Annotated in this window: 24 protein-coding genes; 6 read left to right on the forward strand and 18 right to left on the reverse strand. The window is 63.1% G+C overall.

The features are described from left to right. A partial coding sequence (locus tag F4Z81_15115) for an amidohydrolase/deacetylase family metallohydrolase (protein ID MXW06377.1) occupies positions 1-1183 on the reverse strand: 1183 nt, incomplete at its 3' end. Positions 1184-1330: 147 nt separating this feature from the next. On the opposite strand from F4Z81_15115, the gene F4Z81_15120 reads away from it, so the two are divergent. The 3 genes from F4Z81_15120 to F4Z81_15130 all read left to right on the forward strand — a co-directional run bounded on the left by F4Z81_15120 (position 1331) and on the right by F4Z81_15130 (position 5912). Then, positions 1331-2173: a phytanoyl-CoA dioxygenase family protein gene (locus F4Z81_15120; GenBank protein ID MXW06378.1), complete on the forward strand. Its 843-nt coding sequence runs from the start codon at positions 1331-1333 to the stop codon at positions 2171-2173. A 6-nt stretch (positions 2174-2179) separates the two neighbouring features. After that, on the forward strand, positions 2180-3946 hold the full coding sequence (locus F4Z81_15125; GenBank protein ID MXW06379.1) for a hypothetical protein: 1767 nt from the start codon (positions 2180-2182) through the stop codon (positions 3944-3946). Positions 3947-4151: 205 nt separating this feature from the next. After that, a complete protein-coding gene (locus F4Z81_15130; protein ID MXW06380.1) occupies positions 4152-5912 on the forward strand; it encodes a hypothetical protein in 1761 nt (586 codons plus the stop codon). Here the strand turns inward: F4Z81_15130 and F4Z81_15135 are convergent. From F4Z81_15135 to F4Z81_15145, 3 genes are read right to left on the reverse strand one after another with little or no spacing between them, the layout of a single operon-like run. Next, positions 5866-6654 (reverse strand): phytanoyl-CoA dioxygenase family protein, encoded by a 789-nt coding sequence (locus tag F4Z81_15135; GenBank protein ID MXW06381.1) that lies wholly within the window; start codon positions 6652-6654, stop codon positions 5866-5868. The two genes, F4Z81_15130 and F4Z81_15135, sit on opposite strands and share 47 nt — an antisense overlap. 2 nt (positions 6655-6656) lie before the next feature. Next, positions 6657-7670 carry a zinc-binding dehydrogenase gene (locus F4Z81_15140; protein ID MXW06382.1) on the reverse strand — a complete coding sequence of 338 codons (1014 nt, stop codon included), beginning with the start codon at positions 7668-7670 and terminating at the stop codon, positions 6657-6659. Between the two features lie 14 nt (positions 7671-7684). Beyond that, entirely contained in the window at positions 7685-8902 is a 1218-nt protein-coding gene (locus tag F4Z81_15145) for a DUF362 domain-containing protein (GenBank protein ID MXW06383.1), read from the reverse strand. 329 nt (positions 8903-9231) lie between these two features. Between F4Z81_15145 and F4Z81_15150 the strand changes: the two genes are divergently transcribed. Next, positions 9232-9810 carry a TRAP transporter small permease subunit gene (locus F4Z81_15150; protein ID MXW06384.1) on the forward strand — a complete coding sequence of 193 codons (579 nt, stop codon included), beginning with the start codon at positions 9232-9234 and terminating at the stop codon, positions 9808-9810. After that, positions 9807-11120 carry a TRAP transporter large permease subunit gene (locus F4Z81_15155; GenBank protein ID MXW06385.1) on the forward strand — a complete coding sequence of 438 codons (1314 nt, stop codon included), beginning with the start codon at positions 9807-9809 and terminating at the stop codon, positions 11118-11120. Before F4Z81_15150 ends, F4Z81_15155 begins: the two co-directional genes overlap by 4 nt. 3 nt (positions 11121-11123) lie before the next feature. Here the strand turns inward: F4Z81_15155 and ggt are convergent, their stop codons facing one another. The 5 genes from ggt to F4Z81_15180 all read right to left on the reverse strand — a co-directional run bounded on the left by ggt (position 11124) and on the right by F4Z81_15180 (position 16902). Next, on the reverse strand, positions 11124-12767 hold the full coding sequence (gene ggt, locus F4Z81_15160) for a gamma-glutamyltransferase (GenBank protein MXW06386.1): 1644 nt from the start codon (positions 12765-12767) through the stop codon (positions 11124-11126). A gap of 30 nt (positions 12768-12797) precedes the next feature. After that, the gene (locus tag F4Z81_15165) at positions 12798-13652 is read right to left on the reverse strand and encodes a hypothetical protein (protein ID MXW06387.1); all 855 of its coding nucleotides are present in this window, start codon (positions 13650-13652) and stop codon (positions 12798-12800) included. 11 nt (positions 13653-13663) lie between these two features. After that, complete coding sequence (locus tag F4Z81_15170; GenBank protein MXW06388.1) at positions 13664-14869, reverse strand: iron-containing alcohol dehydrogenase; 1206 nt, start codon at positions 14867-14869, stop codon at positions 13664-13666. Next, entirely contained in the window at positions 14830-16098 is a 1269-nt protein-coding gene (gene kynU / locus F4Z81_15175; protein MXW06389.1) for a kynureninase, read from the reverse strand. The genes F4Z81_15170 and kynU overlap by 40 nt, the downstream gene beginning before the upstream one ends. Positions 16099-16230: 132 nt before the next feature. After that, positions 16231-16902 carry a hypothetical protein gene (locus F4Z81_15180; protein MXW06390.1) on the reverse strand — a complete coding sequence of 224 codons (672 nt, stop codon included), beginning with the start codon at positions 16900-16902 and terminating at the stop codon, positions 16231-16233. A gap of 145 nt (positions 16903-17047) precedes the next feature. Here F4Z81_15180 and F4Z81_15185 point away from each other — a divergent pair, with 145 nt between their 5' ends. Continuing rightward, positions 17048-17725 (forward strand): arylesterase, encoded by a 678-nt coding sequence (locus F4Z81_15185; protein ID MXW06391.1) that lies wholly within the window; start codon positions 17048-17050, stop codon positions 17723-17725. A gap of 13 nt (positions 17726-17738) precedes the next feature. Here the strand turns inward: F4Z81_15185 and F4Z81_15190 are convergent, their stop codons facing one another. The 9 genes from F4Z81_15190 to F4Z81_15230 form a co-directional block, all read right to left on the reverse strand. Then, complete coding sequence (locus F4Z81_15190) at positions 17739-20306, reverse strand: FtsX-like permease family protein (GenBank protein ID MXW06392.1); 2568 nt, start codon at positions 20304-20306, stop codon at positions 17739-17741. 3 nt (positions 20307-20309) lie between these two features. Next, a complete protein-coding gene (locus F4Z81_15195; GenBank protein ID MXW06393.1) occupies positions 20310-21047 on the reverse strand; it encodes an ABC transporter ATP-binding protein in 738 nt (245 codons plus the stop codon). Continuing rightward, a complete protein-coding gene (locus tag F4Z81_15200; GenBank protein MXW06394.1) occupies positions 21044-21988 on the reverse strand; it encodes a glycerophosphodiester phosphodiesterase in 945 nt (314 codons plus the stop codon). The genes F4Z81_15195 and F4Z81_15200 overlap by 4 nt, the downstream gene beginning before the upstream one ends. Positions 21989-22007: 19 nt before the next feature. Next, positions 22008-22433 carry a ferritin-like domain-containing protein gene (locus tag F4Z81_15205; protein ID MXW06395.1) on the reverse strand — a complete coding sequence of 142 codons (426 nt, stop codon included), beginning with the start codon at positions 22431-22433 and terminating at the stop codon, positions 22008-22010. Between the two features lie 212 nt (positions 22434-22645). After that, positions 22646-23665: a zinc-binding alcohol dehydrogenase family protein gene (locus F4Z81_15210; GenBank protein ID MXW06396.1), complete on the reverse strand. Its 1020-nt coding sequence runs from the start codon at positions 23663-23665 to the stop codon at positions 22646-22648. A gap of 17 nt (positions 23666-23682) precedes the next feature. Then, the gene (locus tag F4Z81_15215) at positions 23683-24792 is read right to left on the reverse strand and encodes an altronate dehydrogenase (GenBank protein ID MXW06397.1); all 1110 of its coding nucleotides are present in this window, start codon (positions 24790-24792) and stop codon (positions 23683-23685) included. Further along, positions 24776-25567 (reverse strand): nucleoside triphosphate pyrophosphohydrolase, encoded by a 792-nt coding sequence (gene mazG / locus F4Z81_15220; GenBank protein MXW06398.1) that lies wholly within the window; start codon positions 25565-25567, stop codon positions 24776-24778. The genes F4Z81_15215 and mazG overlap by 17 nt, the downstream gene beginning before the upstream one ends. Positions 25568-25670: 103 nt before the next feature. Continuing rightward, the gene (locus F4Z81_15225) at positions 25671-25796 is read right to left on the reverse strand and encodes a DUF86 domain-containing protein (protein MXW06399.1); all 126 of its coding nucleotides are present in this window, start codon (positions 25794-25796) and stop codon (positions 25671-25673) included. A 208-nt stretch (positions 25797-26004) separates the two neighbouring features. Beyond that, positions 26005-26301 carry a nucleotidyltransferase gene (locus tag F4Z81_15230; GenBank protein ID MXW06400.1) on the reverse strand — a complete coding sequence of 99 codons (297 nt, stop codon included), beginning with the start codon at positions 26299-26301 and terminating at the stop codon, positions 26005-26007. Positions 26302-26306: the final 5 nt, after the last annotated feature.

The raw sequence follows: 26306 nt of genomic DNA on the forward strand, positions 1-26306 counted from the left end.
CGGTGATCCCCACCATTTCTTCGGCGCGGCGCTCGGTCTCGGCCACCTCGTCTCTAACGTCGTCCGGATAATACACCTGTCCGGCCCGTACGGTTAGATGCGGGGTGATCATGCTGGGCCCGCTTTCCTGCCGTCCGTGGGCATCGGTAAACGTAAATCGGCCTTCTTCCAGGTCGAAAACGGCGATGTCGGCGACGCTTCCCTTCTTCAGCGTACCGATATCATCTGATCGGTTCAGTACTCCCGCGGGATTTGATGTCGTCTGGCGGACGATCTCCTCGAAATCCAGCCCCATGTTCAGCAGTTTGGATGCCGTTTCAGGAAGACTGTACACCGGCGATCTCAGGCTGTAGACGTGCAGGTCGGTACTGATCACGTCGGACAGGAAACCCAGTTCGACCGCCCTTTTGGCGATGCCGTAATGAAAACTCCCGGCGCCGTGGCCCAGGTCGAAGAACACGCCGCGTTCTCTGGCTTCGTATACCTCGGGAATCACCCGGTCGTCGTCGCCGAGGATATGATCTCCCTTGCCCTGGTAGCAGTGGGTCACAACATCGCCCGGACGTAGCAGCTCCAGAATATCCGGCAGGGCAACGCCCCTGTCGATGTGTACCATTACCCGGGTGTCTGCCATCTCGGCGGCTTCGACGGCCCGCCGGAGCGGCTCCACGCCGTGGCTTCCCACCTGGAACGCCCCCTGCCGGACCTTGACGCCGACGCAGTGACGCGGCCACATCGAAATGACCCGGGCGGTACGCTCGGGATCGGCGTTTTTAATGTCCTCCATCTCGCCGCGCATGGAATTCAGGAGCCCGATACTGCTGATATGGACAAAGGTGAGCACTTCGGTCCGGGAGGGTTCGACGATGAACTCGAGAAATCCGCGCAGGTTGGTCCATCCCGGACTTCCGGCGTCCACGATGGTGGTCACGCCGGTCGCCAGGCAGAGGGCGTCGGCCTTGATGCCGAAGGTCGTGGCGCCGGCGTAAACATGGGCGTGAAGATCGATCCAGCCGGGCGTAAGGTACTTTCCCGATACGTCAATGGTCGTCGATGCACCGGCTTCAATACGATCGGAAACCGCCACTATTTTGCCGTTTCTGATCCCGACGTCGCCTTTTCCGTTCTTCTGTTGGGAGGGATCGATGATCGTCGCGCCCGACAGCACCAGGTCGAAAGCCATGGTAAACCTCCGAAATCGGTTTCAAAGGGACGCGACGGTCCTGATACCGGTCAGCGCCCAAGTCATTGACATTTGCAAAGTATAATCATATCGTTTTGTCCCATCAATGGACTTAACCGAACCTAACCTGGTCCCGCCACTTCGAGGATGCATGTCATGGCGAGCGGTCTGACGGACCACCAGATCAATCAGTATCTTGAAGACGGCTTCCTGCCGATTGAAAGGCTGTTCGACCCCACTTCGCTCGATCCCTTGATCGCGGAATTGAACGAGGTCGTCGATACCTGGGCGGAGCGGTACCACGCGGAAGGGCGGCTGCCGGAACGGTTTGTGGACGAGCCCTTCGAACGGAGGCTAAACCGGATCCACGAGGCCATGGACGGCCAGTGCGGGGAATTGCACGAGGCCGTACTGGGAAAGCGTAAGACCGCGGGAATGTTTCACGTCATGACCCTGCCCGGGATCCTGAACGTGGTCGAATCCCTCATCGGCCCGGAGATCCTCGTCCATCCCCAGTTCAACTCCCGGGCCAAGCTTCCGGACAGGACGTCGGTCGTGGACTGGCACCAGGACATTGGGTTCCTGGAACCGGACGTGATGCAGACTTTCATGGTCAATTTCTGGCTGCCGTTGGTGGATACGAACGAACGCAACGGCTGCCTGGAGGTCATCCGCGGCAGTCACCGCAGTGAACGCCTGCCCTTCGAGGACTCACCCGAGAACATCGATCCCGGCGCTTTGCCCGCCGGCGAGCGGGTATCCTGTCCCATTCCCCGGGGCGGCGTGCTCCTTTTGCAGCACACCACGGTACACCGATCCGCGCCGAATTTCTCGGATCACATACGATGGAGCCTGGATATCCGGTACAGCGACTGGCGCAAGCCCACGGGAAGGGACGAGGTACCGGGCTTTATCGCCCGCAGCCGGTCCCATCCGGAGAAGGTCGCCACCGGACACGAGGCATGGCAGCGGGTGCTCGACCGGGTTTGAGGGTCCATCGACAACAATACCACAGACCTCCAGTCCGGCGTTCGAAACGAGGCGGACGAAAGACCTCCGTTTCTCCTGGCCATCGGACTTGGTCTCCAGTTCGCCCTGCTTACCGTCGGAAGCGTGTTCCTGAAAGTGGCCATCGTGAGCCGTGCCGGAGGCGCCGGTGAAGACTACCTTGCATGGGCGGTCTTCGCCGCCGCGGTGATCACCGGAACGACCACCATCATCCAGGTTTTGCGCGTAGGACGCGTCGGAGCAGGCTATGTGCTCCTGATGGGCACGTCCGGCAGTTTCATCGCGATCAGCATTTCGGCGCTGCTGGAGGGCGGTCCTGCGCTGATGGCAACCCTCATCATCGTCGCGTCGCTCTTCCAGTTCCTGCTTTCCGTCCGTCTTTCCTTGCTGCGCCGGGTCCTGACGCCGGTCGTTACGGGTACGGTCATCATGTTGATCCCGGTCTCGGTCACGCCCGTCGTTTTCAGGTTGCTGGGTGATGTTCCCGAAGGATTTCCGGAAACGTCCGCACCCGCCACGGTGCTCGCTACCCTGTTGGTGACCATATTCATCGCGTTGAAGGCCAAGTCGTCGCTGAGGCTATGGGCGCCGGTGATCGGCATGGTCACGGGGTCCCTCGTCGGCGGATACTATGGCTTGTACGACACGGAGCGCGTGATCGCCGCGCCCTGGCTCGGATTACCGGACGGCCACTGGCCGGGTATCGATCTCTCCTTCGGTACGGCCTTCTGGGCGCTGCTGCCCGCTTTCCTGTTTGTAACGCTGGTGGACGCCGTGGATACGATCGGCGATTCGGTCGCGATTCAGCGCATATCGTGGCGCCGGCCCCGGGCCGTGGACTATCGGGCGGTGCAGGGCGCCCTGGCCGCGGACGGCACGGGGAATTTCCTTTCCGGTCTGCTGGGCACCATACCCAACACCACCTATTCCTCAAGCATCGCGGTAACGGAACTGACCGGTGTGGCCTCCCGCATGGTCGGGGTGGTCGTGGGGGTGATCTACATCCTCGTCGCGTTTGTGCCAAAGGTCCCGGCGGTGGTCCTCGCCATACCGAATCCGGTCGTCGGCAGTTTCCTGCTCGTGTTGCTGGCTATCCTCTTCCTCATTGGCATGAAGCTGGTCATGCAGGACGGGATCGACTACCGAAAGGGGCTGGTGGTCGGGGTGGGCTTCTGGATCGGCGTGGGTTTTCAAAACGACGCGATATATCCCGCGCTGGTGGCCGACTTCGCGGGCGGTTTCCTGCGGAACGGGATGACTTCAGGCGGGCTTGCGGCGATCCTGATGACGCTGTTTCTGGAACTGGCCGCTCCCCGAAGGTACCGGATGGAGACCGCCCTCGATACCGCGGCGCTGCCGAAGATTCGGGCTTTTCTGGAGGCATTCGCCGCCCGGCAGGGCTGGGACAAGGAGACGGCGGACCGGCTCGTGGCCGCCAGCGAGGAAACGCTGTTGACGCTGAGTCCACGGGATAGCGAGACCGGCCAGCGCCGCCGGCTGCTCCTGGTCGTACGTCGCGAGGACTACAGCGCGATCCTGGAACTCGTCGCGGCCACCGGCGAAGGCAACCTCCAGGACCGGATCGAGCTGCTTGGCGACGCTCGAGCCGTGGAAACACCCGAAGAAATGGATGTGTCTCTGCGCCTCCTGAGGCACTTCGCTACTTCGGTCCGCCATCAGCAGTACCACGACACGGACATCATCACCCTCGAGGTCGATGTCCGGCAGCCGGATCCGGACGCATCACGTCGGTAGCGGACCGATCGGCACGCCCTGTGATTCACCAGGCGTTTCACCAGGCGTTGCTCCTTATGGAATGCCTTGACTCGATGGCACGTGCCTTTATTTTGCTAATTTCGTGCGTAATTCCAGTGCTCGTGAGCATTCCCATTCCTCGGTCGGCAGACCGATCCAAGTCCCTGCTACAAGGCCGTAGCACTTAATCTGAACAGGACCCTGCATGAACACAGATGCCTCAGCCCGCCAGTCAAGCGTTCGTTATGAAGCGGACGAACGTCCACCGCTTCTCCTGACCATCGGACTCGGACTCCAGATCGCCTTGCTTACGGTTGGGGGTGTGGTCCTGACCGTGGCCATCGTGAGCCGGGCCGGCGGCGCCAGCGAATCCTTCCTGACCTGGGGGGTGTTCGCCGCGGCGGCGATCAGCGGCACGACCACGGTTATTCAGGCCATTCGAGTCGGCCGCATCGGCGCGGGCTACGTACTCATGATGGGTACGTCGGGCAGCTTTATCGCGGTCTGCATCGGGGCGCTCGCGCAAGGCGGCCCCGCGCTGATGGCGACGCTCATCATCATCTCGTCGCTGTTCCAGTTCCTGCTGTCCGCACGCCTTTCCCTGTTGCGTAGGATTCTGACGCCGGCGGTCTCCGGGACGGTCATCATGCTGATCTCGGTCACGGTGATGCCCATCGCGTTCAACATGCTGAACCGGGTACCGGAAGGCATGCCGTCCTCCTCCGCTGCGGTCACGGCCCTGGCCACCGTGCTGGTCACCCTCGGCATCGCATTGAAGGCGAAGTCGTCGCTGCGCCTCTGGGCGCCCGTGATCGGCGTCGCCGCGGGGTCCATCGTGGGCGGATACTTCGGCCTGTACGATGCCGGACGGGTAGCCGCCGCATCCTGGCTGGGTCTTCCGGACGGGAGCTGGCCGGGCATCGATATCTCTTTCGGTCCCGCCTTCTGGGCGCTGCTCCCCGCCTTCATGTTCGTAACGCTGGTCGGCGCCGTGGAAACGATCGGCGACTCGGTCGCGATCCAGCGCGTTTCGTGGCGCAGGCCCCGGGCGGTGGATTACCGGGCCGTGCAGGGCGCCGTGGCCGCGGACGGCTTGGGCAACCTCCTGTCCGGTCTTATGGGCACAGTGCCTAATACGACCTATTCCTCAAGCATCGCGGTGACCGAGTTGACCGGCGTGGCTTCCCGCATGGTCGGCGTGGTCGTGGGGCTGGCCTTTGTCATGGTCGCGTTTATCCCGAAGTTCCTGGCGGTCGTCCTCGCCATTCCGGATCCCGTGGCCGGCGGCTTTCTGATCGTGCTGCTTTCCATGCTGTTCGTCATCGGCATGAAGTTGGTCTTGCAGGATGGGATCGACTACCGGAAGGGGCTGGTCGTAGGGGTGGGTTTCTGGATCGGTGTCGGTTTTCAGAATGACGCGATCTTTCCCGCGCTGGTCTCCGACTTCGCGGGCGGACTCCTGCGGAACGGCATGACGGCCGGCGGACTGACCGCGATACTCATGACGCTTTTCCTGGAAATCACCTCCCCCCGTCGTCACCGGATGGAATCGGACTTCGATCTTGCGGCACTGCCGAAGATCCGTGCGTTTCTTGAAGGATTCGCCCGTCGCCAGGGCTGGGACAAGGGGACGGCGGACCGGCTTATGGCCGCGAGCGAAGAAACGCTGTTGGCGCTGATTCCGCGGGACGGTGAGCACAGCCAGCCCCGGCGGCTGCTCCTGGTCGCGCACCGGGAGGGCGAAAGCGCGGTCCTCGAACTGGTCGCGGCGACCGGCGAGGGAAACCTGCAGGACAGAATCGAGCTGCTCGGGGACGAAAGAGCCGTGGAGACGCCGGAGGAATTGGAAATATCGTTACGTCTCTTAAGACACTACGCTTCGTCGGTGCACCACCAGCAATACCACGATACCGATATCGTCACCCTTCAGGTGGACGTGCGCCCGCCCCCGCCCCCGCCACAATAACCTCGGGCTCAGTGGACTTGAACGGACTGTCTTTCGAAGACCGGCAGTGCGTGGAAGCGTAGTGGTACTGGAGCGCTCTCCGGCGGCGGTCGGACATATTCGGCGGCGTGTAGTGGTAGGTCTCGCCGTGGAAAACGAGGGCGTCCCCGGACTTCATGACACAGGCCACCGCGTCGTCCGCCGTGGGCGCCGAAGCCAGCCCGTAATCGTCCGCAACACCCCCGTGTTCTCCAATCCCCGCGCGGTGCGACCCCGGTATGACGTGCATGCATCCGTTCGCCACGTCGGCGTCGTCCAGCGCGATCCAGAATCCGAATACATCGTTGGGTTCCAGGCGGAAGTAGGCATTGTCCTGGTGCCAGACCTTCTGGCCGCCGAACCGGGGCGGTTTCATCAGCAGCATGCTCTGAAACAGGGCAACGTCCGGTCCGATCAGTTCGAGAGCCATACCCACCATTTTGGGATGGAGGGCCAGTGCGTGGAACAGCTCGCTGTGGCGGGTCATCCGGAACAGCTTCCTCACCCCCAGCTCCATGGATTCGGGTGTTACCGCACCGCGGCGAACGGCCGGCTCGATCTGCACCAGTTCCTCCGGGACGTCCGGATATCGGTCCACGATCGCTGTAATCTCGAGCCGGATGGATTCGACTTCGTCCGGGGACAGGAACGCCTCCGCGATGAAGTAGCCGTCCCGGTCGAAGGCGGTTTTCTGCGCTGTCGACATCAGCGTCTCGGTGGTCATTCTCAGTCCTTCCAGTTGAAGACGACGCCCATCATGTTCTTTTCACGCCTGTAAATCATCTCGTAGGCTTCATTGATCTGGGAATAATGCATCCGGTGGGTCACGAGGCGCTTCGGTTCCAGCTTGCCCTCGCGCATCAGGTCCAGCGTGAAGCGGCACATAGCGGACCATTCCCTCCGGTCGCCCAGTTCCGGGGGGAACAGATAGCCGGCCCGCCCGTTGACCGCGATCAGCGAAATCCCCTTGGCATAGAACCATTCCATGTCCAGGGGGTTGAAATCGAGCGGCGGTTCGCCCCGGCCGGGCAGGGCCACGATGCCGACCCGCCCGTTGTCGCGCACGATCTGGCAGGAAGTCCGCAGCGCGGGCCAGGGATTGGCCGTGAGTATGACCAGGTCGACGCCCTCGCCGTGGGTGAAGTCGTTCAGCTTGCCCGCGAGATCGGGGTCGTCGTGCATAAAGGTCGCGTCCGCCCCCATGCGATCGGCCATTTCCATGCGCACCGGGCTGTTCGCGATTCCGATCGTCCGCGCGCCGAGGCAGGGACCGAGTCCTACGGCGCCGAGTCCGAGGACGCCCAGTCCCACGACAGCCACGTTCTCGCCGGGCTGGAACTGCGACTTGTAGTAGCACAGGGCGCTGAGCGTGTACAGGTGGCCGTATACCGCGTCCTCGTCATGTACGCCGTCGGGGACCTTGACGAGCATTTCATCGTCCTTCGCGATGAACTCGGACTGGTGCGGGTACCGGGAGATAACCCGGTCGCCCACGGCGAAATCTTCGACCGCGTCTCCCACGCCGCGGATCACGCCCAGGTTGCTGTCCCCGACCCAGCGCGGAAAATCCGGTGCTCCGGGCACCTGCTCCGCGCCTTCGTAGTTGCCCCGGTCCGTCCCGATCTTGAGCGCCGATATGACGGTTTCCACCCTGAGGTCGTGGGGACCCAGGCTGTCCGTATCCAGGTCATGATCTTCGATGCGGAGGTCTCTTGGGCCATAGAGCATGGCGATTTTCATGGATTGTGCTCCAATCAGGCCGACAGGGCGGAAAGGCAGCGGTCGTAGACCTCGAATCGCTCGCCTTCCGTCTCCTCGGGGTCCACCAGCTTGAGCCACAGGGCGCTGCCGGGCTTTGCCGAGCTGTAGGACCGGTGGCTGCCGATCACGGAGGGATCCTCGCCGTGCCAGGCGATTTCCCCCTCCTGCATGTAGATGAATTCTCCGCGGTGACGGTCCACGATGTCGTTCCGGTGATCGCGGTAGAACAGGCCCTGTTCACAGGCCGTGCGCCGCAGCGTATGGATCAGTGCGGGCGCTTCATCGGGATCCGAATCGAAGTGCGCCACCGGGGTTTGGACATCGCTTTCGAAATCGATTTCGTCCAGGTCTACCGTGCCGAAACCCCGCTGTGCGGCCACCAGGAGATGATTCCGGTCCCGGCGAAATGGCGGCGTCGGCCAGTCCGACGCGGGATCGTGCCCCATCAGGTAGGCGCCGCAGGCGTCCGTGGCCGTTATCTGATCGCCGGCGATCAGCACGTCGCCCACGCGCCCTTCGCCGCCCCATTCCCTTCCCTTCTGTCCCACGAGTCCGTCGATGATGTTCAGACAGGGGTTCGTGATCATGGCCAGGTCCGGAAGCACGTATGAGAGCCTGATCGCATGATGGAAATACGTTCGGACCCGTCCCCCCGGGGGAACGATGGGCGGAAGCCCGAAGAGATTCTTCATGCACAGCGTGATGCCCATGAACGAGTGATTCTTCATCTTCGCCACGGAAATGGCTTCGTCCGCGTCCTCGAAGACGCCGCTCAGGATATAACGGTCGAACATGTTCCCGCCGCCCGGCACCTCGTAGACCGCCCAGGGCGGCCGGTTCGAGTCGTCGTACTTGACGTCGTATTCCCGGAGGTGGTGGACGTAATTGAACTCGTCCGGCGTAAGTTTGTCCGGCGCATAGGGATTGGTGTCCGTGGCGTAGATCTCCGCATCGGTATGTTCCCGAAGCAGTTGCAGCACGGCCCTGCAGACCGCGTCGTCCACCAGTTCCTGCCGGCGCCCCTTGAATCGGACGACGTTGTCCATGGGTTTCATCATGTTGAACTTGATGACGATCTTCCGGGCTTTCTCGATGCGCGCCCAGGACTCCGCAAGCGGTTCGGTGATGCGCTTGAGGGTTTCGTAGACGCCTTCGTAGGGCGTCCGATGGTCGCAGGACGCCGCGCGAACGGTATATGGCTTCTCCGGCATATCGCGGTCTCCAGATGTTGCGGAAAGCGAATAGATACAAGTCAAGTTGCAATATACATCCACCGGAATCGGCGACAAGAGTAAAGCCCCGGTGCGGTGCTCGACATCGCCGAAGGCATTCAAAATGAAAGGCGCGGGTATTTTGGGTTGTATATTAAGTTTCGATGGGGCATATTGAACACCCCTTTGTCCTGTGATTCCCCTCGGGGAAACCGAATCGCCAACGGGAATGCGGCGCGCCCGCGGAAGATAGACCGGCCCAGCCCGACCTAGCCCGGCCCAGCCCGGCCGGGCCACGCGCCGCGGCCACCAGGAAGGTGAGCACGGAATTGAACGCGCTTCGGAAATTCGTACGGTTCGTGGACGGGTTGAACGAACGTGTCGGCTCGGTCGTTTCCTGGTTTACGACCCTGCTCGTCCTGACCGTCTGTATCGACGTGTTCACCCGGTATTTCCTGCGCAGCAGCAGCGTGGCGGTGCAGGAACTGGAGTGGCACTTCTTCGCGGTGATCTTCCTGCTCGCTTCGGCGTGGGCCCTTAAACACAACAAGCACGTCCGCGTGGACGTGCTGTATATGAACTTCAAGCCCCGAAACCAGGCCCTGGTCAATCTCATCGGCAGCCTGCTGTTTCTGCTTCCCTTCGCGGTGATCGCGATCTGGAGCTCCCAGAATTTCGTCCTGAATTCCTTCCGGATCGGCGAGGTTTCGCCGGATCCCGGCGGCCTGCCCGCCCGCTACATCCTGAAGGCCATGATCCCCATCGGGTTCTCGCTCATACTCCTCCAGGGACTGGCCCTGGCGGCACGCTCCCTGGACCGGTTCATCCACGGAGGTGAAGATCCCATGGGCGAAATGGACGAATCGCCCCCGAGAGGGCTATCGGCCAGGGAGGAGGACGCGGTTTGACCGAAGCGATGCCCCTCATCCTCTTCCTGGTCCTCTTCCTGCTGCTCCTGATGGGGTACCCGGTCGCCTTTACGCTGGGCGGCGTGTCCGTACTCCTCGGGCTGATGACCTTCGGCGCGGATTTCTTCAACCTGCTGCCCCTGCGCATCTGGGGCGTCATGACGAATTACGTCCTGCTTGCCGTGCCCCTGTTCGTCTACATGGGCGTCATGCTGGAGAAATCGGGCCTGGCCGAGGACATGCTGGAGACCATGGCCCTGCTCTTCGGCCGGCTGCGGGGCGGACTCGCCGTGGCGGTGGTGATCGTGGGGGCCTTGCTCGGCGCTTCCACCGGCATCGTGGGGGCGACAGTCGTGACCATGGGCCTGCTCAGCCTGCCCACCATGCTCAGGCGGGGCTACAGTCCCCAGGTGGCCACGGGCACGATCGCCGCGTCGGGGACGCTCGGGCAGATCATACCGCCCAGCGTAGTGCTCGTGCTGCTCGGGAGCATCCTCAACGTGTCGGTCGGCGACATGTTCATCGGCGCGGTCATACCGGGCGCGATTCTCGTAGGCATGTACCTCGTGTGGCTTGCCATCGTGGCCCTGATCAAACCGGACGAGGCTCCGGCCATGCCTGCCGATGAACTGGCCGCGTTCCGCGAAAGCGGCATGTTCAGGAAGATCATCCGGGCCTTCCTGCTTCCCCTGGGCCTGATGACCGTCGTGCTGGGCTCCATCTTTGCGGGTATCACCTCGCCGACGGAAGCGGCGGCCGTGGGCGCACTGGGCGCGACGCTGCTCACCGTTTTCCAGGGCAAGTTTTCCTATGAAACGCTGAAGGAGGTCATGAAGGAGTGCACGCACATCACGTGCATGGTCTTCTTCGTGCTGGTGGGCGCCGAGGCCTTCGGTCTGGTGTTCCGGGGCATGAAGGGCGACGCGTACATGACGAGCCTGATCATGGACGCCAACCTGAGTACCTACGCCTTCCTGGCCCTGGTCCTGGTCATGATCTTCATCGCCGGCTTCTTCATAGATTTCATCCAGATCACCTACATCATCGTACCGGTCGTCACGCCCATCTTCATCGCCTTCGGCGTCGATCTGCTGTGGCTCGGCATCCTGATCGCGGTGAATCTGCAGACTTCCTTCCTCACGCCACCTTTCGGGTTTTCCCTGTTCTACCTCAAAGGGGTGGCCCCGCCCGAAGTGCAGACCCGCCATATCTACAAGGGTATTCTGCCCTTTATCGTGATCCAGCTCATCTGCCTGGGCTGCCTGGTTTACGCTCCGATGCTTGCGACCTGGCTGCCGGGCCTGCGCTAGGCGTCAATAACCGATCGCGCAACCGTCTTTCCGGGGCTCCGACGCGCCGTGCAGCATGCCGGATTCCGGGTCGATGCGAATCGCCTGGTAGCCGCCGTACCCGTGGGAGGAACGCGATATCCGGTGGCCCATTTCCTCCAGCTGCCGGAAAGCCCCTTCTTCGATGCCTTCTTCCACGTTGACCCGGCCTCCTCCGGCCTCCATGGGGGCGCCCGTGGGTTCGGCCGAACCGAAGTGCTGGAACCGCGGCGCGTCGCCCGCCTCCTGCACGTCCATGCCGAAATCGATCATGCTGCAGAGGACCTGGACGTGTCCCTGCGGCTGCATGGCGCCGCCCATCAGGCCGAATGTGATCCAGGGCTGCCCGTCCCGGGTCACCATGGCGGGGATGATGGTGTGGAAGGGCCGCTTGTGGGGCGCCAGGGCGTTGCGGTGCATGGGATCCAGCGAGAAGAGCTGCCCCCGGTTCTGGATGGGAAATCCCGTGCCCTCCGGCACGATGCCCGATCCGAAACCCCGGAAGATGCTCTGGATAAACGAAACGACGTTGCGTTCCTGGTCGACGACGGTCATGTAGGCCGTGTCGCCGTGCCGCAGGATGGGTTCGCCTTCCGGGACGTCGACCGCTGCCCTGCGAGGATCGATCCGTGCGCGCTGCCGGTCGGCGTAGTCCTTTGACAGCAGCGCCTCAACGGGCACGTCGGCGAAGGCGGGATCGGCGTAGAACACAGCGCGGTCGGCGTAGGCGAGTTTCTTGGCCTCGATCTGCAGGTGCAGCGTTTCGGCCGACAGGCAGCCGGTTTCTGCGAGGTCGTAGCCTTCCAGGATGTTCAGCATCTGCAGGGCAGCGATGCCTTGCCCGCTCGGGGGCAGTTCCCAGACCGTATAGCCCCGGTAGTCGACGCTGACTGGATCGTCCCAGGTCGACGCGTGGTCCCGGAAATCCTCGGGGCTGAACAGCCCGCCGACGTCCCGGGAACAGGCCACGACGGCCTCGGCGATTTCGCCTTCGTAGAACGCGTCGCGACCGCCCTCGGCCAGGATGCGGTAGGAACGGGCCAGGTCCGGGTTCCGGAACACCGCGCCGGGTTCGGGCGCTTTCCCTCCGGGCAGGTAGACGCGTACGGACTCGGGCCACGGCGTCAGCAACGGCGTGGATCCCGCCCAGTCCCGCGCAATGATGTCCGATACGGGAAACCCGTTCTCCGCGTAGTAGATAGCAGGTTCCAGCAACTGCCCCAGGGACATCGTTCCGAAGCGGTCGAGGAGGCGGGACCAGCCGTCGACACAACCCGGGACGGACCAGTTCAGCGGACCTGTACCGGGGATGTATTCATGCCCCAGCCCGGCGTAGTAGTCGATCGTGGCCGCGTAGGGTGCCCGGCCGCTCGCGTTGAGTCCGGTCAGTCCGCCGCTTTCGGCCTCCCGGACGATGGCGAACAGGTCGCCGCCGATGCCGCAGGACATGGGTTCCACCACGCCGAGTACGGCGTTGACGGCGATGGCGGCGTCAATGGCGTTGCCGCCGGATTTGAGGATCTCGATGCCGGCCTGGGCGGCCAGCGGCTGGCTCGTGGCCACCATGCCCCGGGGCGCCATGACGACTGAGCGCCGCGAACCGCGGTAGGTGTGGGGATCGTATCGCATGGTCTGGGTATTTCTCCGTTCGGAGGGTGATCAGCGGAAGAAAGTCTCGGCATCGTGCCGGGGCGCGTAGCCGATCTCTTCCTTCGGCGTCTGTATGTCGAAAATGTTGTACGTATTGTCCGAAATGACGAAATAGTGCCGCGCGGTAGGTAACTCGCCGGCGAGATGGGCCGTGTACGCCGCGTGGACCATGGCCGCCGCGTCCTGCTGGTGGCACCAGACGGAGAAATACCCGCGCTCCTCCGTGATGGGCGTGTTTCGGGGGTTCACGCCGCCCCAGCGCGTGGCCACCGCACCGCAGCCCCGGCTTGCCGCCCGTTCCACCCAGGCCTCGACGTAGGCCTTTTCGTGGCCGTAGTCGTTGATCGGGCAGGCGGGCAGTCGTGCGGAGATCGGATCAGGCCATTCCTGGATCGAATCGAACCTCCGTTCCGCGATCAGCGCGTACGCGCCCGATTCGAAAAAGCGATAGGCGTCGTCCACTGCGTGCACGGAACTCGAACCCACGATCATCGGCCGGTGGTCCGGACCGCCCGGACCGCCGGGACCGTCCAGGTCGCCAGAACCGCCCGGACGGCTCGGACCGCACAGGTCCAGCACCGATTCGAACACCAGGTCCGTCATCGCGTTCATGGCGGCGAGATCGCCCTGCCGGGCCAGGTAGACGACGAGATCGTATCCCGGGAGCATGGCCCGGAATCGATCCGGTTCTTCGACGATGTTCATATCGACGAACCGGCCATCGGCGCGGCCCTCGGCCCGGTCGGGCGCCCCGGGCAGGTCGATGGAACAGAAGCGGTATCTCTCGTCCATCTCCGGCAGGTACGTCCTGAGTCCGGACCCGATCGTCCCCCTGCCCCCGATGAGCAGCGTGTTAAACGCCATGCGGCTTCCCTTCAGTAGGCTTCCAGGTAAAGCGATTTGATTTCGTCGGCCGTGGGCACGCGCGGATTGTTCTGCGGGCTCCCCGAAGCGAGGGCGTCGTCAGCCATCTTGTCCAGTGCGCCGGCCAGGGCCTCTTTGGAGATTCCGCAGTCCCTCAGTCCGGGTATTTCGACGGTGTCGTTGAGTTTCTGCAGACCATCGATGAGCAGTTCACAGGCGGCGGACGTATCATCCTCCTCTTGCGCCCAGCCGAGCTTCCGGGCCAGTACCGCGTACCGCTCAGGCGCCGCCGGTGCACTGAACCGGGTGACGGCCGGCAGCAGCACGGAATTACTGAGGCCGTGGGGCAGATGGAAGACCGCGCCGAGGGGCCTGCTCATGCCGTGTACGAGGCAGACGGAGCTGTTGGCGAAGGCCATGCCGCCCAGGGAGGCGGCTTCCATCATTCCGCTGCGGGCCTCGTGGTCGCCGGGATGCTTCCAGGCACGCACCAGGTGCCTGCCGACGAGGTCGACGCAGGAAAGGGCGAGCGCGTCCGTTATGGTGCCGTTCTTGCGTGATACATAGGCTTCGATGCCGTGGGTCAGCGTGTCCACGCCGACGTTGGCCGTCAGCGAACGGGGCATGGTCAGGGTCAGCGTATAGTCGACGAAGGCCGCCGCGGGCAGCAGATAGGCATCCAGGATCATCATCTTCACGTTGCGCCGCGTGTCCGTGATGACCGTCACCCGGGTCATTTCGCTGCCCGTTCCGGCCGTCGTGGGAACGGCGAACAGCGGCATGCCGGGTCGAGGAGTCCGGTGATAGCCCGCGTATGCGGACAGGGGTCCGTCGTTGGCGGCCATGACCGCGATGGCTTTCCCCGCGTCGATGCTGCTGCCGCCGCCGACCGCGATGACGCCGTCGCAGCCGTTTTCGTTGAGCAGGGCAAGCCCTTCCTCGACGTTCACGTCCGTGGGCTCGGGGGTCACGTCGCCGTAGACACAGGCTCCTATGCCCGCCTGGCGGCACCGGTCCACCATGCGGGCGGGCAAGCCCTGTTCGACGAGGTTGGGATCGGAGACCACCAGCACGTTTTTCAGTCCGGCGCGTGCGGCCTGGGGGGCCGCTTCGTCGAATGCGCCCGCACCATTGAAGATGATGGAAGGGATATTGATCTGCACGGGATCGTTCACCGTCAGGTAACTCCCTTGATGACGGCGCTGTACTGCCGGAATGAACCGGACTGCACGACCTCGCGCAGCGCGTGCACGGCCGTGTGCAGTTCTTCGTAGGTCGTGTAAAGCGGAGCGATGCCCAGCCTGATGTTGTCGGGCATGCGGAAATCGGAAATCACCTGTTTTTCCTCCCGGATCGCCTGGTCGATGCGATATCCCTCAGCATGGCCGAAGGAGACGTGCGACCCCCGGCGTGCGCCGTTCCGGGGTGAATTCAGCGTGAATCCGAGGGGCGCCAGTAAAGACGCCCAGAGGGCGACCAGGTACTCGGACTGGCTCAGCGACTTGGCGCGCGCGGGCTCCACGCCGGCTTCGAGCGCGAGATCCACGCCGGGTTCGATCATGGCCAGGGAAAGGACGGACGGTGTGCCCGTCAAATAACGGTCGATGCCGGTCGCCGGTTCGAATTCAGTATCGAAATAGAACTGCTTCCGGTGGCCGAACCAGCCTGAAATCGGATTGTCCAGCCTGGCCTGCAGGTCTTCGCGGACGTAAAGGAACGCCGGAGCTCCCGGGCCGCCGTTCAGGTACTTGTACGTGGAACCCACCGCCAGTTCGATGCCCAGGTCGTGGCAAGCCATGGGCACGACACCGGCGGAATGACTCAGGTCCCACAGGATCATCGCGTCCCGGCCGTGGGCGATCTCGGTGATCCGCGCCATGTCGTACATGTAACTGGACTTGTACATGACGTGGGAGAGGAGCACCAGGGCCGTATCGTCGTCGATGGTCCGGTCGAGGGCCTCCTCGGACACGGCAAAGCCATTGTCCACGGGGAGTACGACCAGTTCGTACGCGGGATCGAGCAGATCCGCCACGGCCTTCAGGATATAGATGTCGGACGGGAAGTTCACGCTGTCAGTTACGATTCGGTGCCGCCCGGGCCGCTCCTTCAGCGCACCGGCAATCAGCTTGAAAAGGTTGACCGACGTCGAGTCGGCGATGATTACCTCGTCGGGCCGGGCGCCGATCAGGCCGGCCAGCTTGCCGCCGATACGCCTCGAAAGCCCCATCCACTCGTCATTCCAGGCCCGTATGAGCCGGCTGCCCCACTGGTGCCGGATCAGCCGGTCCATCAGGGAGACGGCGTCCCTGGGAACCCGACCGAGGGAATTGCCGTCCAGGTATATCAGGCCGGGGTCGTCGATCAGAAAGCGATCCCGGAACCCGCCCAGGTCATCGCGGCGGTCCAGATATCGCGCGTACTCGAGCGACGTGTCGAAATCCAAACACCTACCTCCACGGGTCGCGGTGTCGCGGGAATGCGGCTGGATAATCGGCGGAAAAGGAAAAACCGGAATGTATACGGAGGGGAAGGCCGGGACAAGTGGAATGTCAACGCCCGGTCGCGCGGTCCGTGCTCATCGGCTGGCCCGCGCGGCCCGCTCGTCCTGCTCCAGGGATCGCGGCTGGGTGCCGAAGATGTTCAGGTCGACAAAGGCCATCGCCCGGGCCAGCGTTTCGCGACTGCGCACCAGCAGGGACTGGGTATACGGAGTGTCTTCGGCGCAGAATCCCGTCGCGGCGAGATCGACGGCATCCGCGAGGTAAAGCGCCCGTTCGCAGTGGAACTGCTGCGAAACGACGATGACGCGGTCGAGTCCGAACACCTTCTTCGCCCGGAAGACGGAGTCCAGGGTCCGCACGCCGGCGTAGTCGAGCATGATGAAATCTTCCGGTACGCCCAGTTCGACCAGGTCCCGCTGCATCGTCGTAGTCTCGTCATAGTACTGTGTGGACGCATCCCCGCTGACGAGAATGGCCCTTACCCGTCCGGCGTGAAACAACTCGGCGGCGGCCTCGATGCGTGCGCGGTAGTACTGGTTTACGTGCCCCTCGGCGTACTTGGAAGTACCCAGCAGGAGTCCCACCTGGCACTCGGGCGTCTCCTCGGCCTGGTAGTACAGACGGGCGGATGCGTTGCGGGTAATGGCGAAGTCGTTCAGCAGGGCTGCGAAGAGACCGGTCATGGCGAGTGCCGTAATGACCCGGGTCCATACCGGCAGATGGCGAAATGCAGGTTTGCTTCGCATTGAAATTGGCGATTTCTGGAGAAATGGATCTTTGAGGGAAGAAGGACTGGGGTTATACTGTCATACTACCTGTCGCGGCCGGTATCGTCAAGCGGTAAACCTTGTAATTTCGTGTTTTCTCTATTGTTGCCGGAGTGATTCCATCATGCATAAACGAGTGCCCACCTGGCTGCTCCCCGTGATCTGGCTGCTCCCCGTGATCTGGCTGCTCCCCGTCGCCGCGGCGGACAGCGGGCAGGACGCGTCGGGCGAAGGGGCGCCGATGACCGTGCTGTTCTATGGCAACAGCCTTACGGCGGGGTTCGGGGTTGATCCCGACGAGGCCTTTCCGCAACTCGTGCAGAATAAGATCGACGGGCTCGGCTGGCCGTTCAAGGTGATCAACGGCGGCGTGGGCGGAGAGACCACGGCGGGCGGCCTGAGCCGTATCGACTGGGTGCTGCAGAACCGTCCGGACGTGTTCATCCTCGAACTCGGCGGGAACGACGGGCTGCGGGGCGTCGACCCCGGCGTCACCCGCCGGAACCTGCGGGTCATCATCCGTCGCGTCCGGGAGCGGTATCCAGCGACGAAAATCATACTCGCCGGCATGCAGGCGCCGCCCAATATGGGCCAGCGCTTTGTGACCGAGTTCAGGGAGATCTACCCGGAGCTGGCGCAATCGGAGCGTGTCTCGCTGATCCCCTTCATTCTCGAGGGCGTCGGCGGCATACCGGAGTTGAATCAGCCGGATGGCATCCATCCGACCGCGGAAGGGCACGCGATCATGGCCGAGCTGGTCTGGAAAGCACTCGAGCCGGTTTTGAAGGGACTTCTGCCCTGATCGGCCGGATCGTCTAGATTTCCGCCCGAAGCACTTCCAGCGGGGACTGGCGGTAGATCCCGGCGCTGGCGGCCATGCCCACCAGGATGGTAATCAACGCGATCCCGCCGACCACGGCCAGCACGGGGATGTAGGCCGGCACGTAGGAGATGTTGAAGACGAAGACGGCCAGGACCCACGTGGCGGCAAAGGCCAGCACGACCCCCGTCAACGCGCCGATCGCGCCGAGGAACAGGTACTCGATCGTCATGATTTTCAGAATCTGGTTCCGGGAACCGCCGAGGGTCTTCAGCAGCACGCTTTCCTGCATCCGCTGGTAACGGCTGTTGGTCACGACGCCCACCAGGACGATGACACCGGTGAAAACGCTGAACAGCGCCATGAAACGGACGATGACGGATACCTTGCCGAGTATGTCGTTGAGGGTATTCAGAATGAGGCTCAGGTCGATCATGGACACGTTGGGAAACCGGCTGACCGTTTCCCGCTGAAAGCTTGCCGAGACCTGCGGATCATCGATCCGGGTCACGACCACGTGGAACTGGGGCGCTTCTTCCAGGACGCCCTCCGGGAAGACCATGAAGAAGTTGGGTTGCATCCGCTGCCAGTCGACGGCGCGCACGCTCCCAACGGTGGTCTTCACCGGCACGCCCTGCACGTCGAACACGACCTCGTCGCCGATACTCAGCCCCAGGCGGTCGGCGATGCCTTTTTCCACGGATACGAGAACGGAATCCCCACCGGCGTCGGCGCGGGGCTGCAGCGACCCTTCCAGAAGCGTTTCCGCGTCTTCCAGGTGGGCCCGGTAGGTCGAACGGTATTCCCGGCGCAACGGCCAGCGCGATACCCTTTCCGTCGTATCCGCCATCACCTCCGCGATCGTCCGCCCCTTCAGGCCCGCCAGTCGCATGCTTACCACCGGCGTCTGCTGCATGACCGGCAGCTCATTGCGGCGCATCGATTCCAGGATATCTTCCCGCTGACCGGGTTGTATGTCAAAGAGCACCAGGTTCGACTGCCGGTCGCCGCCGACCTGGGTAATGTGTCCCACGAGGGAGTACTGCAGGAGGTACAGCGTCGTGATCAGGAAGGCGCCCAGCCCGAGGGCGACGACCATGGTGACGGTCTGGTTGTCCGGCCGGAAGAGATTGGCCAGGCCTTGCCGCCAGACATAGGGCCATTTAGCCGGCACGATGCGCCGGGCCAGCGTGATCAGGCTCCGGGCGACCAGGGTCAGCAGCAGGAAGGCGCAGATCAGTCCCCCCGCGAATCCCACGCCCTGCAGCCATACCCGGGTCTGGCTGATGCCGAAGAGCACGACACCGGCCACGAGCACGGCGATCAGCAGGATGCGCCGCGGGTCCCTGTTGGCGCGCCGTGGCGTTTCGACGGAGGAGCGCAGCGTGAGCAGGGGAGAAATGTCCCGGATGGCGAGTAACGGCAGGAGGGCAAACAACAACGCCATGAGCAGCCCGAGACCCATGCCCTGGAGCAGAGGAAGCCAGGTAAACCCCACCACCAGTTCGAAGGGAACGAAGTCCTGGATCAGCAAGGGCAGTACACCGAGGACGAGATAGCCGGCGGCGGCGCCGATGGTGGAACCGATCACGCCGATGGCCACGGCCTGGATGACGTACACCGCGAAGGTATGCCGCCCCTCCGCGCCCAGGCAGCGCAGCACGGCAATAGTGCTCCGTTTTCGCCGTACGTAGGTGTGAATGGCGCTGGCGACGCCCACGCTTCCGAGGATCAGGGCGATGAACCCGCTCAGGTTGAGAAACCGGTAGAGATTGCCCAGGGACCGTTCCAGACCCGCCTGGCGGTCCCTCACGGTGTCCCAGTCCATCCCCCACTTGGCCGCGGTGTCCGCGCCGTATGTTGCCGCGAGTTCGTCGGCATCCACACCGTCGTCGAACCGGAACAGGGCCCGGTAGGTAACGCGGCTGCCCGGCTGGATCAACCCTGTGGATTCGAGTTCCGACATGGGGATGTAGACCCGGGGGCCGATCGTGCTCATGGCCGCGGTTTCGCCCGGTATGCTCACCAGGCGGCCGGAGATCTCGAGTGTGCGCACCCCGACGCGGATCGAGTCGCCTACCTCCACGCCGTGCTGGATCATCAGGTTGTCGTCCACGAGGGCCGTGCCGTCCGTCTTGAACGCTTCCGCGGCGGCGGGAGGTACCGTTTCCAGCACGCCGTAGTAGGGGAACGCGCCCTCGAGCGCCCGTACGTTCGACAGCCGTGAAGAGCCCGTCCGGGGGAAGGAGACCATGGAGACGAAACTGGACTGGCGCGACTGCTCGCCGCCCAGGTTCCGGAGAAAGACTTCGGCCGAATCCGAGAAGGCCGTCCGGGTGTTGATGTCGAGGTCGGCGCCGAGCAGGGCCTTGGCCTCCACGTCGATCGCGGCCGCCATGCTGTCGCCCAGGGTACGGATTGAGACCAGGGCGGCGGTGCCCAGGATGATGGACGACATGTACAGGAGCAGGCGGCGCCGGTAGGTCCGACTGTCCCGCCAGGCCATGCTGAGCAGCCAGCCTGCCCGTACCGGCGTCTTATCAGATGCGGGAGGAACGCTCATGACTCAAGGATCGGGGGTAAGGGAAAGGGACGCTGCTTCCGGAATATCGGAATGCACAGGATGGTAGTCTTCGACCATGCGGCCCCCGCTCAACCGGACGATGCGGCGGGTCCTCCGCGCAAGGTCGAGGTTGTGGGTCACGGTGACCAGGGTCGTACCGGATTCCTCGTTCAATTCGAACAGCAGGCTTTCCACGGTAGCGGCCGTATCGGCGTCGAGATTGCCCGTGGGTTCGTCCACGAAGAGCAGCGCCGGACGGTTGATGAAGGCCCTGGCCATGGCGACCCGCTGCTGTTCGCCCCCGGACAGCTGCACCGGGTAGTGGGTGGTCCGGTCCGCCAGCCCCACTCGGTCCAGGAGTTCCTCCGCCCGGCGGTAGACCGCCTTTTCGCCGCGCAGTTCGGCCGGGACCATGACGTTCTCGAGACTGGTGAGGGTCGGGATGAGCTGGAAATTCTGAAAGACGAAGCCCACGTGACGGTTGCGTACGCGGGCCCGTTCATCCTCATCGAGATCGTCCAGCACGATGCCGTTCAGCGAGACGGATCCCGTAGTTGCCCGATCCAGGCCGGCGCAGAGGCCGAGCAGCGTCGTCTTCCCGCTGCCGGAGGGCCCGATGATCGCCAGGGAGTCACCCGGCATCAGGTCGAAATCGATCTCCCGCAGCACGGTAAGCGTCCCGCCGCCGCTCGGGTAGGTTTTGCTCAGGTCCCGGACCGACAGGATAGGCTGTTCGCTCATGGTGACGGTGCTTCTCCTTCCCCGTTTTCCGGTTCCCGCAATTCCGGGTACCGGTCCAGTACCTGCAGGAGACGATCGGGATAGTCCGTAATGATGCCGTCTACGCCGTGATCGACATGGCGTTTCATTTCCGCTTCCTTGTTGATCGTCCAGACATACACGTCCATGTTGTGCCGGTGGGCGCCCGATACGAACCGGGAGCTTACCAGGGTCCGATTTTGAAAACTGGGCGGTACTTGCATCGTCTCACCCCCGGGCACGAAGGCGAACCCGAGTCTCAGGGAGTTCAGCACCCAGAAGCCGAGTACCTCGCCGGCCGTGGACGATGTCGCGATACCCGGGTTGTTGTCCCGGATGTATTTGACGCTCTCGGACTGAAAGGAAGCGATGACCTTCCGTTCCGGGTACGAACACTGCGCGATTGCCTCGGAGAAACGGACCCGGGCGGCATCGGACACGTCCTTCAGCTCGATGATCATACGGGAATCGGGGAGTGCGTTCAGTACCTCTTCCAGCGTCGGTACCCGCAAACCCATGCCCCGGAACGGAAAGCTCGCGCCGTCGTCCGCGGTCCATCGGTAGCCCGCGTCCAGTTCCCGCAGTGCGTCCCAGGTCATCTCGTCGACCCGGCCCACGCCTTCGGTCGTACGGTCGACCGTAGCGTCGTGGATGACCACCAGTTCACCGTCGCTGGTGGCGTGCACGTCGAATTCCAGTGCGTCCGCACCGATTCTGACCGCGTTTTGAAAGGCGAATAGGGTGTTTTCCGGCCACAGTCCCGCGCCGCCGCGGTGGGCGATGGCCAGGAGTTGGTCCGTATCCGTGAATGTATGCTCGGGCATGGGGCGGGATATAATCGAAGTGTATGCCAGGACCGCGACAATTATGACCACGGCTGCAACGGCCAGCCGAATAAACCATTTCCAGATGAATCGAAGCATTCAGCCGCCGCGGTTGGATTTAAAGGGGCCAGTCCCGAAGGATGCGTTCTACTTCTTCGGCGTGACTGCTCTCGTCCCGGATCATGTCTTCCAGCTGGACCATGAGGCCGTAATCGCCGTACTCCTCGGCCTCGGACCGGCGTTGGACGTATCGCCGGACGATGGTGCGTTCGTCCTCAAGCATGGTCTCCAGGTTCTCGCGGTTCGAATCGCTTACCTTGACCGGACGGGGAACGGTCGTGGGCTCGCCGCCCAGCACCACGATCTTGTCGGCCAGGTATTGCGCATGAAGTTGCTCATCGGCAACCTCGTCCTGAAAGAACTTGGCCAGTTCGGGCCGATAGGGACCGCTGGCCTTGGCCGCGTAGACGGTAAACTGGATGATCGCGCCGAGTTCGGCGGCCAGGTCTCCGTTCAGGTTATCGATCAGGGTCTGCTTGTCCATGGTTCCGCTCCTTTTACTCGCTGTCCTCATTTGACAAACGAAAACGTCCTATCCTTCGGTTGTTTTCATGATACGTATCGCCGCCGAAATAAACAACGCGTTAGTTTCTCTATAGTGTGCCGTGGCCCGCAAATCAGCGAGCCGGGACGGGTTAATCAGCGTTCCGCGCCCGGCAAACGTCCTGGTTCGATCCGCCGTCGGACCACCTCCCATCAGGCCATTTCGAGTACGGCCTTGACAACCCCGCTCTCCGGGTCGAGCCACGAGGGGAAATCCACCAGCATGCCTTCCGGATCGGCCCTGTGCGTAATCCAGGGCGAGGTGTCGATCCGTCCTGCTTCGATATGCCCGATGACCCGCTGCAGGTCGACCGTTCGGGCGTTCCGGCTGCCGAGCAGGGTCATCTCCCTCCGGTGGAAAGCGGGTCCGTCGAAGGAGATGCGCGAGCCGGTGATGCCGACGTAGATCAGGCGACCGCCGTTGGAGACGTAGTCGTGGGCCTGCGTCATGGACCCAGCGTGGCCGGTGGCGTCGAAGACGGCCGTCGGGAGTTCGCCGCCCAGGAGTGCGTGCAGCTTTGACGGCACGTCCGCGGTGTCGGAGATAACCTCGAAGAGGTCGTAGCGACGCTTGCAGAATTCAATGCGCCGCGCGCTGATCTCCAGCAGGATTACGCGCGCTCCGGCCAGGAGGGCGAAGGTCAGCACGGATAATCCGATGGGGCCGGCGCCGATGAGCAGGACCGTCTCGCCCCTTTCGATCGCGGCGCGGTCCACGGCGTGGGCGCCGATGCCCAGGGTTTCCACCAGGGCCAGCTGTTCGAGGGACATGACATCGGAACGCAGCAGCTTTTCGGCAGGGAGCACCAGGACGTCCCGCATGCCGCCGTCCACGTGCACGCCCAGGACGTCGAGATTCGAGCAGCAGTTCGTCTTGCCCATGCGGCAGGGCACGCAGTCCCCGCAGTCCATGTAGGGCACGACGGCGCAAAGGTCGCCTGGATGGATGTGCGTCACTTCCCTGCCGGCCGCGATGACCTCCACCCCCAGTTCGTGCCCGAGAATGCGGGGGTAGTCGAAGAAGGGCTGCGTACCCTCGAAGGCGTGCAGGTCCGTGCCGCAGATCCCAACCCGGCGAATGCGAACCAGTACCTCTCCGGGCCCCGGAGGCGTGGGCTCGGGGGTATTCTCCAGGACGAAACGGCCGGGTTTTTCGAGAACGATAGTGGGCATGCGGGTAGGACTCGCTTTCAGGTGAGCAGGGCGGACAGCAGGGGCGGCTTGCGTTCAAACTTCTCGACGTACGCTTCGAAGGTTGGCGCCAGACGCATCTTTACCTTGATCTGGTGGTCTACCGCGATGGATTCGAGGCGGTGGTCCAGGAAAGGATTCCGGAATCGTTCGATGCAGTCCTCCGCGAAGGACCGGGCGTCTTCCACCTCGTCCGGCAGCGCCGGCACGATTTCCTCCAGCATCAGTTCCCGCAGCCACGGACCCGTTTCCCCATGGTCGACCGCCTCCCGGACGGTCCGGATCCCCAGAGGCATGGCCCGGCATACCAGCGCCGTGTGGGCGCCGTTGAGCACCCTCACCTTGCGCAGCGCGTACGGTCGGACGTCCGGCGTACGCGTAATGGCCGGGTGCTCGATGAAAGGCGCGGCGCCCGGCCGGTCCTCCAGGGCCCAGAAGGCGAAGGGTTCGGTCAGCGCCAGCAGCCCGTCGCCGTGGGGATTGGGAAACCCCGGCGGCGGTTCGATGGTGATCCGGTCCACGAGCGTATGCAGCCAGGTCACCCCTTCTACCAGCCAGCCCAGGAAACCGTCGCCCAGACGCCGCTTCCGCCCCAGTGCACGGACCAGCCCGCGCAACGCCTTGGCGTTGTCGTCGATCAGTTCGCAGGGGATGACGGTCACCGGTGCGCCGCCGTGTTCATACCGCGCCAGGAGCACGGCGAGCAGCTTTCCGGGAAAAGAAACCGGCGGCGCGCCGTCCAGCCGCTCCGTTTCCGGCACGTCGTACCCGGTTTCCGAGGTGTTGGAGAGGATGTACTCCGTGGCCGGGTCGCGCCCCGCAGCCAGTACGGTTTCCCAGTCCTCCGCGGCACTCAGAGCCCTCGAAACGCTTTCCACCTCGACGGACTCGTCGATCCGCCTGCCGTCGCGGATCCCCCGTACGCGGATCCGGTAGCGGCCGCGCTGTTCGTTGAATAACCGGGTCCGCCTGGTGCCCGTGGACTGGACCACGACGATCCGGCCGATGTCCTGCCCGGCTTGCCTGGCCTCGTGGATGAAGAGGTCGGCGAAGGCGCGGAGGAACCGGCCGCTGCCGAACTGGAGCACCGATTCAGCCGGCGTCGCCATCCGGCTCCCTTCGCTTGGCCTCGTCCCAGAGGGCGTCCAGTTCCTCGAAGGTGGCCTTTTCCAGGCTTTCTCCCTTGAGTTCGAGAGCGGCCTCGATAAACCGGAATCGGCGGATGAACTTGTCATTGCTCCTTCTCAGGGCATCCTCCGGCGGCACGTTGAGGTGGCGGGAAAGGTTCACCAGGGAGAACAGCAGGTCGCCCATCTCCTCCTCGATCTTCGCCCGGTCCCCGTGCTCCAGGGCCCGGCGTACCTCGCCGATTTCCTCGCCGACCTTCTCGAGCACCGCTTTGACGTCGTCCCAGTCGAAGTTGACCCGGGCGACCTTCTCCTGGATGCGGTAGGCGCGGAGCAGGGCCGGCATGCCCGCCGGGAGGCCGTCCAGCACCGACTTTGGGCCTTCCTCGCCTTTTTCCTCCTGCTTGATCTTCTCCCAATTGGTCAGCACCTCGTCGGCCGTGTCCGCCCGGATGTCCCCGAAAACATGGGGATGGCGCCGGACGAGCTTGTCGTTGATCGCCCGGGCGACGTCATGAATGTCGAACCGCTGCTCCTCGGTGGCGATCTGTGCGTGGAAGACGACCTGGAGGAGCAGGTCCCCCAGTTCGTCCCGGAAGTCGCCGTCCTCGCCGTTGTCCAGCGCGTCCAGCACTTCGTAGGCCTCCTCGATCAAGTACGGCCGCAGCGTCTGGTGGGTCTGTTCCCGGTCCCAGGGACAGCCTCCCTTCGACCTGAGTTTCGCCATGATGTCCACGAGTTCTTCGAAGGGGGTCATAGGGGTTTGCGTCATGTCGAGCGTTGAGCTTTGAATAGGTGGTTCAAGTAGTCGTTCGGTTCAGGGCTGGGAGCGAACAGCTTTGATCGCTAGAGGGAAGGCATTACGATTTACTATCATGGATGATGGAATCGAGTTGATCAATAAGTGGTGGCAGTTCGTCCTTTATTGTGTCCCACAGCCTTTCAAGACTAATGTCGTCATATCCGTGAACCAATCGATTGCGCATTCCAACAATCTGAGGCCAGGGAATCGCGGATTGATGTCGCTACGTTTCCTCGGAAACACGGGTGGCCGCTTCGCCTGCAATCTCCACCAGCTTCCGCAACGCGAAGTCCATGACCCTGTCTTCTGCAAGGTCATCCAAACTGGCCTCACCGAGCAAATTGACCGCTTCCTCCGCGTAGTTTCGCATATCTGTTAGCGCTACTTGATCATTACGTCTGCTCATAAACTGTCTCTGCCGTACCAAGTATCTCCTTCTGGAGCAACCCGTTTCGGCTTCTTTCAACTCCCTCAAGGGTGTGCAGATCGACATTCCTACCAAGTATATCAATCAACTCAATTTCCAATCCTGCCAGTCCAATATAACCAATATGTGTATCCGGCTCGAAATCCACCAGTATGTCCACATCGCTTTCAGGCGTGAAATCGTCGCGCAGAACAGACCCGAACAGGGCAAGGCGCCTGATATGGTGCCGCTGGCAGAATTCAGCGATCTTATTGTTGGGTATGTTAA

Source organism: Gemmatimonadota bacterium (genome assembly GCA_009835325.1).
Lineage (GTDB): Bacteria > JAAXHH01 > JAAXHH01 > JAAXHH01 > JAAXHH01 > JAAXHH01.

Coding starts and splice junctions, on each gene's coding strand:
- F4Z81_15190 (MXW06392.1), bottom strand. CDS start 20,306: ATGAGCGTTCCTCCCGCATCTGATAAGACGCCGGTACGGGCAGGCTGG.
- F4Z81_15195 (MXW06393.1), bottom strand. CDS start 21,047: ATGAGCGAACAGCCTATCCTGTCGGTCCGGGACCTGAGCAAAACCTAC.
- F4Z81_15180 (MXW06390.1), bottom strand. CDS start 16,902: ATGCGAAGCAAACCTGCATTTCGCCATCTGCCGGTATGGACCCGGGTC.
- F4Z81_15200 (MXW06394.1), bottom strand. CDS start 21,988: ATGCTTCGATTCATCTGGAAATGGTTTATTCGGCTGGCCGTTGCAGCC.
- F4Z81_15215 (MXW06397.1), bottom strand. CDS start 24,792: ATGGCGACGCCGGCTGAATCGGTGCTCCAGTTCGGCAGCGGCCGGTTC.
- F4Z81_15140 (MXW06382.1), bottom strand. CDS start 7,670: ATGAAAATCGCCATGCTCTATGGCCCAAGAGACCTCCGCATCGAAGAT.
- F4Z81_15205 (MXW06395.1), bottom strand. CDS start 22,433: ATGGACAAGCAGACCCTGATCGATAACCTGAACGGAGACCTGGCCGCC.
- F4Z81_15135 (MXW06381.1), bottom strand. CDS start 6,654: ATGACCACCGAGACGCTGATGTCGACAGCGCAGAAAACCGCCTTCGAC.
- F4Z81_15210 (MXW06396.1), bottom strand. CDS start 23,665: ATGCCCACTATCGTTCTCGAAAAACCCGGCCGTTTCGTCCTGGAGAAT.
- F4Z81_15120 (MXW06378.1), top strand. CDS start 1,331: ATGCATGTCATGGCGAGCGGTCTGACGGACCACCAGATCAATCAGTAT.
- mazG (MXW06398.1), bottom strand. CDS start 25,567: ATGACCCCCTTCGAAGAACTCGTGGACATCATGGCGAAACTCAGGTCG.
- F4Z81_15185 (MXW06391.1), top strand. CDS start 17,048: ATGCATAAACGAGTGCCCACCTGGCTGCTCCCCGTGATCTGGCTGCTC.
- F4Z81_15145 (MXW06383.1), bottom strand. CDS start 8,902: ATGCCGGAGAAGCCATATACCGTTCGCGCGGCGTCCTGCGACCATCGG.
- ggt (MXW06386.1), bottom strand. CDS start 12,767: ATGCGATACGATCCCCACACCTACCGCGGTTCGCGGCGCTCAGTCGTC.
- F4Z81_15165 (MXW06387.1), bottom strand. CDS start 13,652: ATGGCGTTTAACACGCTGCTCATCGGGGGCAGGGGGACGATCGGGTCC.
- F4Z81_15225 (MXW06399.1), bottom strand. CDS start 25,796: ATGCGCAATCGATTGGTTCACGGATATGACGACATTAGTCTTGAAAGG.
- F4Z81_15130 (MXW06380.1), top strand. CDS start 4,152: ATGAACACAGATGCCTCAGCCCGCCAGTCAAGCGTTCGTTATGAAGCG.